Annotated in this window: 9 protein-coding genes; 4 read left to right on the top strand and 5 right to left on the bottom strand. The window is 62.4% G+C overall.

Annotation, left to right across the window (positions count from 1 at the left end; all coding sequences use genetic code 11):
• The first annotated feature begins 5 nt into the window (after positions 1–5).
• From glpE to glpD, 4 genes are all read left to right on the top strand, one after another.
• The gene (glpE, locus tag ACJ8HN_RS22720; RefSeq protein WP_004930790.1) at positions 6–332 is read left to right on the top strand and encodes a thiosulfate sulfurtransferase GlpE; all 327 of its coding nucleotides are present in this window, start codon (positions 6–8) and stop codon (positions 330–332) included.
• 171 nt (positions 333–503) lie between these two features.
• The gene (glpG, locus tag ACJ8HN_RS22715; RefSeq protein WP_041037039.1) at positions 504–1,340 is read left to right on the top strand and encodes a rhomboid family intramembrane serine protease GlpG; all 837 of its coding nucleotides are present in this window, start codon (positions 504–506) and stop codon (positions 1,338–1,340) included.
• A 50-nt stretch (positions 1,341–1,390) separates the two neighbouring features.
• Positions 1,391–2,149: a DeoR/GlpR family transcriptional regulator gene (locus tag ACJ8HN_RS22710; RefSeq protein WP_004930797.1), complete on the top strand. Its 759-nt coding sequence runs from the start codon at positions 1,391–1,393 to the stop codon at positions 2,147–2,149.
• A gap of 254 nt (positions 2,150–2,403) precedes the next feature.
• On the top strand, positions 2,404–3,912 hold the full coding sequence (gene glpD, locus ACJ8HN_RS22705; RefSeq protein ID WP_033654445.1) for a glycerol-3-phosphate dehydrogenase: 1,509 nt from the start codon (positions 2,404–2,406) through the stop codon (positions 3,910–3,912).
• Positions 3,913–3,975: 63 nt separating this feature from the next.
• Here glpD and glgP read toward each other — a convergent pair whose 3' ends face one another.
• The 5 genes from glgP to glgB all read right to left on the bottom strand — a co-directional run bounded on the left by glgP (position 3,976) and on the right by glgB (position 13,589).
• Complete coding sequence (gene glgP, locus ACJ8HN_RS22700; protein ID WP_033636332.1) at positions 3,976–6,423, bottom strand: glycogen phosphorylase; 2,448 nt, start codon at positions 6,421–6,423, stop codon at positions 3,976–3,978.
• Positions 6,424–6,564: 141 nt separating this feature from the next.
• Complete coding sequence (glgA, locus tag ACJ8HN_RS22695) at positions 6,565–7,995, bottom strand: glycogen synthase GlgA (RefSeq protein ID WP_033636333.1); 1,431 nt, start codon at positions 7,993–7,995, stop codon at positions 6,565–6,567.
• Between the two features lie 135 nt (positions 7,996–8,130).
• Positions 8,131–9,408 carry a glucose-1-phosphate adenylyltransferase gene (gene glgC / locus ACJ8HN_RS22690; RefSeq protein ID WP_004930810.1) on the bottom strand — a complete coding sequence of 426 codons (1,278 nt, stop codon included), beginning with the start codon at positions 9,406–9,408 and terminating at the stop codon, positions 8,131–8,133.
• Positions 9,409–9,423: 15 nt separating this feature from the next.
• Complete coding sequence (gene glgX, locus ACJ8HN_RS22685; RefSeq protein ID WP_033649348.1) at positions 9,424–11,406, bottom strand: glycogen debranching protein GlgX; 1,983 nt, start codon at positions 11,404–11,406, stop codon at positions 9,424–9,426.
• On the bottom strand, positions 11,403–13,589 hold the full coding sequence (gene glgB / locus ACJ8HN_RS22680) for a 1,4-alpha-glucan branching protein GlgB (RefSeq protein WP_442523996.1): 2,187 nt from the start codon (positions 13,587–13,589) through the stop codon (positions 11,403–11,405). Before glgB ends, glgX begins: the two co-directional genes overlap by 4 nt.
• Between the last annotated feature and the right edge of the window lie 54 nt (positions 13,590–13,643).

Below are 13,643 nucleotides of genomic sequence, written 5' to 3'. Positions count from 1 at the left end.
GCAGTATGGAACAGTTCGAAGCGATCAACGTTGAGCAGGCGTACACCCGCTGGAAAGAGGGCAGCGCCGCCCTGGTCGACATCCGCGATCCGCAAAGTTTTGAAGCCGGGCATACGCCGGGCGCCTTTCACCTCACCAACGCCACCCTGTCGGCCTTTATGCAGCAAAACGACTTCGAGCGGCCGGTAATGGTGATGTGCTACCACGGCAACAGCAGCCGCAGCGCGGCGCAGTACCTGCTGCACCAGGGGTTCGACGCGGTCTACAGCATCGACGGCGGCTTCGAGGCCTGGGCCCGCCAGTATCCGCAAGACGTGGAAACCTCTGCCTGATTCCCTCCGCCCGCCGTGCATCGGCGGGCTTCCCCTTCGATTTTGTGCGCGTTTTCGCGGGTTTTTCGCAGATCCGTTTGCCAGCGCTCAGGATTTCGACGTTATAATCGGCCGTCAGGGTCGCCGGCGGGCAAGCCGCGGCCAAAATCATTCACTTACGACGGAAGAGCAATGGTTAGAGTAATCGCCGTATCCAACCCGCGCCTGGCGCTGGCCTTTGTCGACTATATGGCGACCCAGGGCATCCGGCTTGAGCTGCGCAACAGCGGCGAGGCGGCGGAAATCTGGCTGGCCGACGACGTTCACCTCGAGCAGGTGCAACACGAGCTGCAGCAGTTTCTGACCGATCCGCTCAACCGCCGTTATCAGGCCGCCAGTTGGCAGACCGGCCATACCGACGCCGGCCTGCACTATCAGAGCGAATCCTATCTGCACACCCTGCGCAGCAAGGCCGGGCCGCTGACGCTCGGCGTGATGGTGCTGTGCATCGCGGTCTATATTCTGATGCAGGCGCTGGGCGACGACACCGTGATGTACTGGCTCTCCTGGCCGCAAAACAGCAGCCAATACACGCAGCTGTGGCGCTGGGTCAGCCATGCGTTCCTGCACTTCTCCCTGCTGCATATTCTGTTTAACCTGATGTGGTGGTGGTATCTCGGCGGCCAGATGGAAAAACGCCTCGGCGCCGGCAAGCTTTTCGTGCTGGCGGTGGTGTCGGCCTTCTTCAGCGGCTGGGCGCAATCGCTGTTCAGCGGCGCGCTGTTCGGCGGGCTGTCGGGCGTGGTTTATGCGCTGATGGGCTATGTCTGGCTGTCGGGCGAACGGGCGCCGGAGCGCGGCCTGATGCTGCCGCGCGGCCTGATGGCGTTCTCGGTGCTGTGGCTGGTGGCCGGATATTTCGATATTTTAGGAATGTCGATCGCCAACGCGGCACACGTAGCCGGTTTAGTGTTAGGGTTATTGATGGCATTTTGGGATACGCGCCATCGCGCACACAACGAACAATAACAGCCGGGAGCTGTGCCCAGCGGGCATAGCGGGCGTTTTAGGGGATTATCGTGAAGCAAACACAGCGTCATGACGCAATTATCGAGCTGGTGCGCCTGCAGGGTTACGTCAGCACGGAAGAGCTGGTCGAACATTTTGACGTCAGCCCGCAAACGATTCGCCGCGATTTGAATGACCTGGCCGACCAGAACAAGATCCAGCGTCACCACGGCGGCGCGGCGCTGCCTTCCAGCTCGGTCAACGCTGCCTATAACGATCGCAAGGTGATGTGGTCGGAAGAGAAGGCCCGCATCGCGCAGCGCGTCGCCAGCCAGATCCCGGACGGCGCCACGCTGTTCATCGATATCGGCACCACGCCGGAAGCGGTGGCCCATGCGCTGATGAACCACAAGAACCTGCGCGTGGTCACCAACAACCTCAACGTCGCCACCCTGCTGACCGCCAAGGAAGACTTCCGTCTGATCCTGGCCGGCGGCGAAGTGCGCACCCGCGACGGCGGCATCATGGGCGAAGCCACCCTGGACTTTATCTCCCAATTCCGCCTCGATTACGGCATTCTCGGCATCAGCGGCATCGATATGGACGGTTCGCTGCTCGAATTCGACTATCACGAAGTGCGCACCAAACGCGCGATTATCGAAAATTCCCGCTGCGTGATGCTGGTCACCGACCACTCCAAATTCGGCCGCAACGCCATGGTCAACCTGGGCAACATGAATCTGATCGACTACCTGTTTACCGACCAGCTGCCGCCGCCGAGCGTGATGAAAATCATCGAGCAGTACGACGTGCAGCTGGAGCTGTGCTGATCCGCCGTTAACCCGCGGGGCGCGCCGCCGCCCCATTTCCCCCCCCCCGACGCCCCCTTTTCGACAGCCGTTTGCCCGCCCGATCCATATCCTTATCCTTATCATTTATGTGCCTATCATCACCAAACTGTTACCTTTATCACGCCTAAATGTTTTTGTTTGGTTAAGTCTTGGCTTGCTTGTTGGTTTTTGATTACAATCATGAGCGAAAACGAACATGAAAGAGCTATTTCGAACATCTGGAGGAAGATGACGTGGAAACCAAAGACTTGATCGTTATCGGTGGCGGCATCAACGGTGCCGGCATCGCGGCGGATGCTGCCGGGCGCGGGCTGTCGGTACTGCTACTGGAAGCGCAAGACTTGGCCTGTGCTACGTCTTCCGCCAGTTCCAAACTGATCCACGGTGGCCTGCGCTACCTGGAACACTACGAATTCCGTTTGGTGAGCGAAGCGCTGGCCGAACGTGAAGTGCTGCTGAAGCTGGCGCCGCACATCGCGTTCCCAATGCGTTTCCGCCTGCCGCACCAGCCGCACCTGCGCCCGGCCTGGATGATCCGTATCGGCCTGTTCCTGTACGATCACCTGGGCAAACGCACCAGCCTGCCGGGCAGCAAGGGCTTGCGCTTTGGACCAGAGTCGGTGCTGAAGCCTGAATTGAAGCGCGGTTTCGAATATTCCGACTGCTGGGTCGACGATGCTCGCCTGGTGGTGCTGAACGCGCAGGAAGTGGAAAAACGCGGCGGCGAAGTGCGCACCCGCACCAAAGTGACCCGCGCATGGCGTGAAAACGGCATGTGGATGGTGGAAGCGGTCGATATCGACAGCGGCAAAACCTTCACCTGGCGCGCCAAAGGCCTGGTGAACGCCACCGGCCCGTGGGTGAAAAACTTCTTCGACGACGGCCTGAAGCTGAAATCGCCTTACGGCATCCGCCTGATCAAAGGCAGCCACATCGTGGTGCCGCGCGTACACGATCAGCCGCAGTCTTACATTCTACAGAACGAAGACCACCGCATCGTGTTCGTGATCCCGTGGAATGACGAGTTCTCCATCATCGGCACCACCGACGTGGAGTACAAAGGCGATCCGAAGGACGTGAAGATCGACGAGAACGAAATCGCTTATCTGCTGAAAGTGTACAACGATCACTTCAAGAAGCAGCTGGGCCGCGACGACATCGTCTGGACTTACTCCGGCGTGCGTCCGCTGTGCGACGACGAATCCGATTCGCCGCAGGCGATCACCCGCGATTACACGCTGGACGTGCACGACGAACAAGGCAAGGCGCCGCTGCTGTCGGTCTTCGGCGGCAAGCTGACCACCTACCGCAAGCTGGCCGAGCACGCGATGGAAAAACTGGCCCACTACTACCCAGGCTGCGGCCCGGCGTGGACCAAAAACGCCACGCTGCCGGGCGGTGACATCGGCGGCGATCGCGACGGCTACGCAGCCAAATTGCGCCGCGCCCACGGCTGGTTGCCGGAAGCGCTGGCGCGCCGCTATGCCCGCACCTACGGTAGCCAGAGCGAGCTGATCCTGGCCGGCGCCAACGGCCTCGCCGATCTGGGCGAAGATTTCGGCCACGGTCTGTATGAAGCCGAACTGCGCTACCTGACCGAGAAAGAGTGGGTCGTAGAGCTGGACGACGCCATCTGGCGCCGCACCAAGCTGGGCATGTGGCTGGACGAAGCGCAGCAGGCGCGAGTGAAAGCCTGGCTGGCGGAACACGCGAAAACGAAAACGCTGTCTCTGGCTTCCTGAGCCGCAGCGTAACGAAGAAAGGGCCGGTTATCCGGCCCTTTTCTTTGCTCTTCCTCGCACGCTTTACAGCTTCACCGGCTGAATGTGCCAGATTTCATCCGCATATTCCTGAATGGTGCGATCGGAGGAGAAGTAGCCCATGTTGGCGATATTCAGCACCGCGCGCCGCGTCCACTCGTCCTGATTGAGATACACCTCGTCCACCTTGTCCTGCGTGTCCACGTAGCTGCGGTAATCCGCCAGCAGCTGGTAGTGATCGCCCAGGTTGACCAGCGAGTCGAACAAATTGCCATAGCGCTTCGGCTCTTCCGGGCTGAACACGCCGGTGGCGATCTGCGTCAGCGCCTGATGCAGCTCCGGGTCTTGCTCATAGTACTGGCGCGGGTTGTAACCGTTGCGGCGCAGTTCCTCGACCTGCTCGGCGGTATTGCCGAAGATAAAGATATTCTCCTCCCCCACGTGCTCGCGCATCTCGACGTTGGCGCCGTCCAGCGTACCGATGGTCAGCGCGCCGTTCAGCGCGAACTTCATGTTGCTGGTGCCCGAGGCCTCGGTGCCCGCCAGCGAGATCTGTTCGGACAGATCCGCCGCCGGGATAATGATCTGCGCCAGGCTGACGCCGTAGTTTGGAATGAACACCACCTTCAGCTGGGTATGCACGCGCGGATCGTTGTTGATCACTTTGGCCACGTCGTTGATCAAGCGGATGATCTGCTTGGCGGCATAGTAGGCCGACGCCGCCTTGCCGGCGAAGATCACCACCCGCGGCACGCGCTCGATCTCCGGATCGTCCAGCAGACGGTTATACAGCGTGATGACGTGCAACACGTTGAGCAGCTGCCGTTTGTACTCGTGGATGCGCTTGATCTGCACGTCGAACAGCGCATCCGGGTTGACCACCACGTTGAGCGTTTTGGCGATGTACAGCGCCAGCCGCTCCTTGTTCTGCCGCTTGGCGCGCTGCACCGCCTGCAGGAAACTCGGGTAATCGACGTTGGCTTTGATCTCGCTCAGCTGGCTGAGATCGGTGCGCCAGGTTTGGCCGATGCAGTCGTCCAACACCGCCGCCAGCGGCGGGTTGGCCAGCGCCAGCCAACGGCGCGGCGTCACCCCGTTGGTTTTGTTGCAGAAACGATTAGGGAACAGCCGGGCGAAGTCGGCGAACAGCGACTGCACCATCAGCTCGGAATGCAGAGCGGAAACGCCGTTGACCTTGTGGCTGGCCACCACCGCCAGCCACGCCATGCGCACCCGGCGGCCGTTGGTTTCGTCGATGATCGAGACCCGCGCCAGCAGGTCGTTGTCGCCCGGCGCCACTTCCTGCACCATCTTGAGGAAGTGATCGTTGATTTCGAAAATCAGCTGCAGATGGCGCGGCAAGATGCGGCCAATCATGTCCAGCGGCCAGGTCTCCAGCGCTTCGCTCATCAGCGTGTGGTTGGTGTAAGAAAACACCTGCTCCACCACTTCCCAGGCGTCGAGCCACTTGAATTTGTGCTCGTCGATCAGCCGGTGCATCAGCTCGGGAATCGACAATACAGGGTGAGTGTCGTTGAGGTGAATGGCGATCTTGTCCGCCAGGTTGTCGAAGGTTTTGTGCATCAGCCAATGGCGATTGAGGATGTCCTGCACCGTCGCCGACACCAGGAAATACTCCTGCCGCAGCCGCAGCTCGCGCCCGGAGGAGGTCGAGTCGTCCGGATACAGCACGCGCGACACGTTCTCCGAGTGGTTTTTATCCTCCACCGCAGCGAAATAATCGCCCTGGTTGAACTTGCCGAGGTTGATCTCGTTACTGGCCTGCGCGCCCCACAGCCGCAGGGTGTTGGTGGCATCGGTGTCGAAACCGGGGATCACCTGATCGTAGGCGATGGCCACGACCTCTTCGGTTTCCAGCCAGCGCGCCTTGGCGCCCTCCTGCTGCACGCGGCCACCGAAGCGCACCTTGTAGCGGGTGTTGTGGCGCGGAAACTCCCACGGATTGCCGTACTCCAGCCAATAGTCCGGCGATTCCATCTGCTGGCCGTTGACGATGTTTTGCTTGAACATGCCGTACTCGTAGCGAATGCCGTAGCCGCGCCCCGGCAGCGCCAGCGTCGCCAGCGAATCGAGGAAGCAGGCAGCCAGCCGCCCCAGACCGCCGTTGCCGAGGCCGGGGTCGTTCTCTTCTTCCAGCAGTTCACCCAGGCTCAACCCCATTTCGTTCAGCGCGTTGTCGATGTCCTGATAGATGCCCATCGACAGCAGCGCGTTCGACAGGGTGCGGCCGATCAGGAACTCCATCGACAGGTAATACACCTGCCGCACGTCCTGCGACAGCTGGGCGCGGTTGGAGCGCAGCCAGCGCTCCACCATGCGATCGCGCACCGCGAACAGCACGGCGTTCAGCCAGTCGTGCCGGTTGGCGATAGCCGGATCTTTGCCGACGATAAACATCAGCTTATAGGCGATGGAGTGTTTCAGCGCTTCCACACTGACCGTAGGTGAGGTGTAACTAAACGGTGAAGTCATGGCTTTTTGATCCCTTTTAGGGAGCCCGGCCATTCGCCGCGGAATAGCTGGCCCCGCTGAACATGGACGCGGTACGCCGCGCCCCGACAATCAACCCAAACGGCTGCCCGCCGCGCGTCAACCCGAGACGCGAAACGCGGGCTACAAACGTTGATAAAGCGATAAATACTCTTTCGCCGCCACCGGCCAGCCGAAGTCCACGCTCATGGCGTGGCGCTGAACGTGGCGCCAGTGTTTCGGCCGGCTCCACAGCACCATGGCGCGGCGGATGGCGTTGCCCAGCGCGACGGCATCGCAATCGTCGAACACGAAGCCGCTGGCGGTGCCGTCGGCCAGGTTCTCCAGCGCGCAGTCCACCACCGTGTCCGCCAGCCCGCCGGTGCGGCGCACCAGCGGCAGCGTGCCGTATTTCAGGCCGTAGAGCTGCGTCAGGCCGCAGGGCTCGAAGCGGCTCGGCACCAGAATCACGTCGGCGCCGCCGATGATGCGGTGGGAGAAGGATTCGTGATAGCCGATCTGCACCCCAACCTGCTCGGGATAATCGGCAGCGGCGGCCAGAAACGCCTGTTGCAGCACCGCATCGCCGGCGCCCAGCAGCGCCAGCTGCCCGCCCTGCGCCAGCAGTTCAGGCAGTGCCTGCAGCACCAGATCCAGGCCTTTTTGGCTGGTCAATCGGCTCACCACCGCGAACACCGGCAGCGATTCATCCACCTTCAGCCCCATGGCCTTTTGCAGATGCAGCTTGTTTTTGACCTTGCTTTTCAGATCGTCAGCGTCGTAGCGGGCGCTCAGCCGCGGGTCGCGGGCCGGATCCCAAATGTTGTCGTCCACCCCGTTGAGGATGCCGCTCAGCCTGCCCTGCCGCTGCCGCTCCTGCAGCAGCCCCTCCATGCCGTAGCCGAACTCCGGCCGGGTGATCTCGCGCGCATAGGTCGGGCTGACGGCGGTCACGTGGTCGGCATAAAACAGCCCGGCCTTGAGGAACGACATCTGGCCGTAGAACTCCAGGCCATAAACATCGTAAAACGACGCCGGCAGCCACAGCTCGGTCACGTGATGGGCAGAGAACAGCCCTTGATAGGCCAGGTTGTGCACCGTAAACACCGAGCGCGCCGGGTGGCCGTTGGCGGCCAGATAGGCGCAGCTCAGGCCGGCGTGCCAGTCGTGGGCATGCACCAGCTGCGGCCGCCAGTAGCGATCCAGCCCCTTGGCCAGCTCGCAGGCCATCCAGCCCAGCAGCGCAAAGCGGCGGTGGTTGTCGGGGTAGGCGTACATGGACTGATCGTGGTACGGGCTGCCCGGCCGGTCATACAGCCAGGGCGCATCGATGAGATAGATGCCCACGCCATGGTAAGTGCCGTAACGCAGGCCGACCCGGCCGGCGAACGAGTCGATTTCCGCCACCAGCGAGGTGTCGGGGATGCCGTTGCGTACGTCAGGGAAAGCGGGCAATAGCACCCGAACATCGGCGCCTTCGGCGATTTGCGCCGCCGGCAGCGCGCCAACCACGTCTGCGAGTCCGCCCGTTTTCAGCAGGGGGAACATTTCAGAACATACGTGTAAGACCTGCATTATCACTCCTGAAAGTCGGCCGAAGGCCTCTGGATAAGAAATAAAGCAGGCTTGCCGCTGTTATGCGTGCCGCGTTGCGCAAGCCATCGAACCGTTCATCAGGCGGCAGGCTATCGTTCTGCCGCCCACGTTAACTCACAATTTTGACAACATTTCGCGCGTCACCAGCACGATGCCGCCTTCCGAGCGATAAAAACGCTTGCTGTCCTCATCGGCGTTTTCCCCGATCACCATGCCTTCCGGAATGTGGCAGGCGCGGTCGATGATGCAGCGCCGCAGGCGGCAGGAACGGCCGACGTTCACGTCCGGCAACAATACGGTAGAGTCGATGGTGCAGAACGAGTTCACTCGCACGCGCGGGAACAGCACCGAATGCACCACCACCGAGCCCGAGACGATACAGCCGCCGGACACCAGCGAGTTCATGGTCATGCCGTGGCTGCCGGAGCGATCCTGCACGAACTTGGCCGGCGGCAGCGGCTCCATGTGGGTGCGGATCGGCCAGGCGCGGTCGTACATGTCCAGCTCCGGCGTCACCGACGCCAGATCGAGGTTGGCGCGCCAGTAGGCGTCCAGCGTGCCCACGTCGCGCCAGTACGGCGGCAGATCGGGGTTGGAGGTCACGCAGGACAAGGTAAACGGATGCGCCCACGCCGCCTGCTGCGCGGTGATTTTCGGGATCAGATCCTTGCCGAAATCGTGGCTGGAGCCGGGGGTCGACATATCCTCTTCCAGCAGTTGAAACAGGTAGGCGGCATTAAAAATATAGATGCCCATGCTGGCCAGCGACATATCCGGGTTGCCCGGCATCGCCGGCGGATCGGCGGGTTTCTCCAGGAACTCGATGATGCGGTCGCTTTCATCCACCTTCATCACGCCGAATTCGCCGGCTTCGCTGCGCGGCACCGGCAGGCAGGCCACGGTGCACTGGGCGCCCTTCTCGACGTGGTCTATCAGCATGCGCGAGTAATCCATCTTGTAGATATGGTCGCCCGCCAGGATCACCACGTATTCGGCCTCATAGCGGCGGATGATGTCCAGGTTCTGGTACACCGCGTCGGCGGTGCCTTTGTACCAATGCTCGGTGCTGAGGCGCTGCTGGGCCGGCAGCAGATCGACGAACTCGTTCATCTCCTCGTTGAGAAACGACCAGCCGCGCTGAATGTGCTGCACCAGCGTGTGCGACTGGTATTGGGTGATCACGCCGATGCGGCGAATGCCGGAGTTCAGGCAGTTCGACAGGGCGAAATCGATGATGCGGAACTTGCCGCCAAAGTGGACGGCGGGCTTGGCGCGGGTGGAGGTCAAATCTTTCAGGCGCGAGCCGCGGCCGCCGGCCAGGATCAGCGCTACGGATTTAATCGGCAGCTGGCGCGCCAACATCAGGGGGTCTTTATTTTCAAACCTAACCATAGCGGACTCCTTTTATTATTTCCGTACCAGAACGCAAAGCGAGCGCGCGGCCTGGTGCCAGGCGGGTAACACCGCCCGTGAGTCTTCCTGAGTGAACGGGGCGACAACCTGCCAATCGCCTTCCGGCAACCTCATCTCCACCGTTTGCGGCGTGGCGTTGACCAGCAGCAGCCAGCGCTGCGACAGCAGGATCTGCATGAGCAGATCGCCCTGCTCCCACTGCTGCGCGTCGAGCGGCTGCCCTTGCGCGTTCAGCCACTGCACGCTGCCGTCGTCCTGCTGCCACCAGCGGTCCTGTTGCAACGCGGGGATCTGGCGGCGCAGCGCGATCAGCGCCGCGACGTAATCGGTCAACGCGTCATCCGCCGTGGCCCAATCGAGCCAGGTAGTAGCGTTGTCCTGACAATAGGCGTTGTTGTTCCCCTGCTGGCTGTGTCCCTGTTCATCGCCGGCCAGCAGCATCGGCGTTCCCTGGGACAGCAACAGCGTGGCGAGCATCGCCCGCTGGCTGGCCCTGCGGCGTTGCACAATGGCGTCGTCGGCGACCAGGCCTTCCACGCCGTGGTTGTTGCTGAAATTGCGATCGCTGCCGTCACGGTTGCCTTCGCCGTTCGGCTGGTTGTGTTTCTCGTTGAAGCTGACCACGTCCTGCAAGGTAAAACCGTCATGGGCGGTCAGCATGTTGACGGTGGCGTAAGGCGCCCGCCCGCGCTGGTTGTACAGATCGCTGGAGGCGGCGAAACGCCGGGCGAACTGGCCGAGCGACACGCCGCTCTGCAGCCAGAAACGGCGCATGTCGTCGCGGTAATGGTCGTTCCATTCGGCAAAGCGGCCGGGGAACGCCCCCACCTGATAGCCGCCGGGGCCAACGTCCCAGGGTTCGGCGATCAGCTTGCAGCGCGACAGCACATCGTCCGCCAGCATCGCCTGGAACAGCGGCGCATCGCGATCGAACCCCGGCGTGCGGCCGAGCACGCTGCCCAGATCGAAGCGGAAGCCGTCGACGTGGCACTCCCGCACCCAAAAACGCAGGCAATCCATCACCCAGGCCACGCCCTGCGGCTGATCGAGCCGCAGGGTATTGCCGCAGCCGGTGTCGTTAACGTAGTCCCCTTCCGGCGTCAGCCAGTAGTAGCTCTGGTTGTCGATGCCGCTCAGCGACAGCATCGGCCCGTCCCTGTCCAGCTCGGCGCTGTGGTTGAACACCACGTCGAGGATCACCTCGATGCCGGCTTGGTGCAGCGCCTTGACCGCATCGCGAAATTCGTTCAACGGCGTGCCGTCGGTGCTCAGGCTGGCGTAGCGGTTGTCCGGCGCATAGGGCGCCAGCACGTTATAGCCCCAGTAGTTGATCAGCCCCAGCCGCTGCAGCCGCGGTTCGGAGGTATGTTGCTGCACCGGCAGCAGTTCCAGCGCGGTGATGCCAAGGCGTTTGAAGTGGGCGATCATCACCGGGTGCCCCAGCGCGGCAAAGCTGCCGCGCAGCGCCGGCGGGATCTTCGGGTGCAGCAGCGTCAGGCCGCGCACGTGCGCTTCGTAAATCACCGTCTGCCCCCAGGGCGTGGCGGGCGGGCGATCGTCCTGCCAGTCGTACTGTTCGTCCACCACCACGCATTTCGGCATCAGCTCGGCGCTGTCGTGCGGATCAGGCTGTTCGTAACCGCCGTGCAGGTGCGGGTGATCCGCCACCGGCCCCTCCACCGCGCGCGCGGCCGGATCGAGCGCCAGCTTGTTGGGGTTGAAACGCTGCCCGTTCGCCGGGTCGAACGGGCCGTAGACCCGGTAACCGTAACGTTGCCCCGGTCTGCCGCCCGGCAAATAGCCATGCCAGATATCGCCGCTGCGCGCCGGCAGCGGCAGGCGCACTTCGCGCTGCTGGCCGTCGAACAGGCACAGCTCCACCCGCTCGGCGTGCGCCGAGTACAGGGTAAAGTTGATGCCTTCGCCGTCGTAATGGGCGCCCAGCGGCGCGGCGAGGCCGGCCGTCAGCTCCGTCATGGCGCCTCCCGCAGCAGATAAATGGTCGCCAGCGGCGGCAGCGTCACGCAGATGGAAAAGTCGCGGCCGTGGCTACCGACCGCTTCGGAAGAGACCCGCCCCTGATTGCCGGCGTTGCTGCCGTGATAGTGGTGCGAATCGGTATTGAGGATCTCGCGATAGTCGCCGGCGCGTGAGAGGCCGATGCGGTAGCGGTAGCGCGGCACCGGGGTAAAGTTGCTGATGGCGATCAGCTCATTGCCCTGCGAATCGTAGCGCGCGAAGGCGAATACCGAGTTGTCGTGATCGTCGACCACCAGCCATTCGAAGCCGTCCGGGCGGTAGTCGCGCTCATACAGCGGCGCCTGCTGCCGGTAGCAGTGGTTCAGATCGCGCACCAGCCGCTGCACGCCGTTGTGCCAGTTATCCAGCCCCTCCAGCAAATGCCAATCGAGGCTGGTATCGAAATTCCACTCGCGCCCCTGCGCGAACTCGCAGCCCATAAACAGCAGCTTTTTGCCCGGATGCGCCCACATAAACCCATAGTAGGCGCGCAGGTTGGCGAACTTTTGCCAGGCGTCGCCCGGCATGCGGTCGAGGATCGATTTTTTGCCGTGCACCACTTCATCGTGCGAGATAGGCAACACGAAGTTCTCGGTATAGGCATACAGCATCCCGAAGGTCATCTGGTTGTGGTGATACTTGCGGTGCACCGGATCGCACTTCATGTAATTGAGCGTGTCGTGCATCCAGCCGAGGTTCCACTTGTAGTGGAATCCCAGGCCGTTGGCGTCCGGCGGCAGGGTGACGCCGGGATAGTCGGTGGACTCCTCCGCCAATGTCACCGCGCCCGGCTGCGCCTGGCCGATAGTCTGGTTGGTATAACGCAGGAAGGCGATCGCCTCCAGGTTCTCGTTGCCGCCGTAGTAATTCGGCACCCACTCGCCGTCGGCGCGGCTGTAGTCGCGATAGATCATCGACGCCACCGCATCGACCCGCAGCGCATCGATACCGAAACGCTCCAGCCAATACAGCGCGTTGCCCGCCAGGTAGTTGCGCACCTCGTGGCGGCCGTAGTTGTAGATCAGCGTATTCCAGTCCTGGTGGTAGCCTTCGCGCGGATCGGCGTATTCATACAGCGCGGTGCCGTCAAAATTCGCCAGGCCGTAGGCGTCGCTCGGGAAATGCCCCGGCACCCAGTCGAGGATCACGTTGATGCCCGCCTCATGCGCCGCCGCCACGAACGCCCGGAAATCGGCCGGCGTGCCGAAGCGCCGGGTCGGCGCATACAGCCCCAGCGGCTGGTAGCCCCAGCTGCCGTCGAACGGGTGCTCGTTGATCGGCAGCAGCTCGATATGGGTGAATCCCATGTCCTTCACATAGTCGATAAGCTGCACCGCCAGCTCGCCGTAGCTGAGCCAGAAATGGTTGTCGGTGTGGCGGCGCCATGAGCCGAGATGCACCTCGTAGATGGCGATCGGCTGGTCAAAATCGTTGGCGCGGCGGCGCGCCTGCGTCGACGGCACCACCTCCGGCAGCGGCGCCACCAGCGAGGCGGTGTCCGGGCGCATCTGCGCCTCGAAGGCGTAAGGATCGGCTTTCAACTGGGTATTGCCGTAGCAATCGACGATTTCATATTTGTACAGCTGGCCGGCCCGCACGCCGGGCAGGAACAGCTCCCAGATGCCGTTTTCACGCCGCAGACGCATCGGATGGCGGCGGCCGTCCCAGAAGTTGAACTCCCCCACCACCGAGACGCGCTGGGCGTTGGGCGCCCAAACGGCAAAGCTGACGCCGTCGACGTTATCCAGCGTGGCGAGGTGAGCTCCCAGGCGTTCATAGGGGCGCAGGTGCGTGCCCTCGGCCAATAGCCAGCTGTCGATGTCCTGCAGCAGCGGGCCGAACCGATAGGGATCGTCGATGGTCTGTTGGTGATCGCGCCAGCTGACCTGCAGCTGATAGCGGAAAGGATTTTTGCGCCGCGGCACCACGGCGCTGAAGAAGCCGCGCGGATCGTCGCAGTTCAACTGCACCAGCCGCCGGCCGGTTTGCTGCTCAATCAGCCAAACTTCGGTGGCGTCCGGCAGCAGCGCGCGCACCTGCAGACCGTTATCGGTCGCATGCATGCCAAGCAGAGCAAAGGGGTCGGCGTAATGGCCGGAGATGATCTGATCAATCACGTCACGATCGGGAAGTACAGGCATAGTCTTCTTCCTTAGATTAACAGCATGATCTAAGCACGGCTTGTTGGTTATTCC

It is taken from the genome of Serratia sp. CY29653 (assembly GCF_052169255.1).
GTDB lineage: Bacteria > Pseudomonadota > Gammaproteobacteria > Enterobacterales > Enterobacteriaceae > Serratia > Serratia sarumanii.
The sequence above is the reverse complement of the archived record's forward strand: the minus strand, read 5'-3'. Positions and strand labels throughout refer to the sequence as shown.